2 protein-coding genes are annotated in these 1,117 nt (G+C 42.3%); both read right to left on the bottom strand.

The window, feature by feature from the left end:
* On the bottom strand, nucleotides 1-314 hold a 314-nt coding region (traF, locus tag R7E78_RS24470; RefSeq protein WP_318058386.1), incomplete at its 3' end, for a conjugal transfer protein TraF.
* A 60-nt stretch (nucleotides 315-374) separates the two neighbouring features.
* Nucleotides 375-1,117 (bottom strand): DUF2861 family protein (locus tag R7E78_RS24465; protein WP_318058385.1); only part of this gene is annotated, 743 nt, incomplete at its 5' end.

Here is a 1,117-nt window from a genome sequence, read left to right as displayed (position 1 = left end):
ATAGCATCCATGGATTTTTTGATCTCATCAACATCGGTCAGCTTACTAATGCGCTCGATTTCGTCAATAAGATTATATTGATCGTCATAACTTATACCGAAACTTGGAATGATCATACCCGCGTCGTCATTGCGGCGGTAAATTGCAGTTAACGCAGGGTTGAAAAATGGAGCGGTCAGATAAGAGGCAGAAACGGTACCAACACCACCCATTGCATCGCTACGTGCTTCAATAGCATAAGTCGCAGCAGAAGCGACATTCGCAAATAGTGATGCTGTAATGGTGGTTGCTATAATTTTGGATTGGGTTTTTATACTACACTTGTGTTTTTAGTTCTTCCTGAACTTATATCGGCACAAATGTTATTTCTTTAATTATTCTTCCTGAGAAAGATCATAAGTACGGCTGATTGTTTGAGCTTGCTCAACAATTATGTCCCCTTGCCAACGTCTACTGTTGATACTTACCGCTAAAACATATCTATCGTTTGGTACACCAGCTAATTCAAGTGAGTTTGGGTAATTAGATTCGTAGGTTTTCTTCCACATCTGCTCATACTGGCCATCCACATAGTCGTACAGACCGACTTCCAATTGAGGTAATGGGCAATGAGGATTGCGAAGTGCACTCTTTTCTACTTTCCAGTTCTCTTTTGATGTCCAGCGAACATATTGGGAGGAGTTTGAGTCTCCGAGTATCACCCAAGTTCGGTAAACTTGTTTATCTTTAGATACAACGGACAAGTGATACAAACCGGCTTCCAGTTTACCTGTGAGGTTGTATCGCTTGAGAAAACTGCGTTCGTTTGCTATTTCTGTCCCATCAGCTTGCTCTTCATAACTGAAAGAGCTGTCACCAGAGATAGACTCATCAACCCAACGACGAAACGATATGTCCTCAATATCTGTTGTCGCTCTAAGTTTGATCACCAAACGGAAAGTGTCGCGCCCCGGACTTTGGATAGTTTGACGAATCACGTTTACGCCACTGATCCAATCAGGCAAGGTAACACCTGTCAGTGATTTGCCACAATTTTTCGAAAGAGATTGACCGAGTAAGTCATTGAGATGAGGAGTTAGATCTTTGCTTGGCTCTGTTTGCCATAACTCAACCAACG

The sequence above is a fragment of the Vibrio sp. YT-19(2023) genome (genome assembly GCF_033337395.1).
The sequence above is the reverse complement of the archived record's forward strand: the minus strand, read 5'-3'. Positions and strand labels throughout refer to the sequence as shown.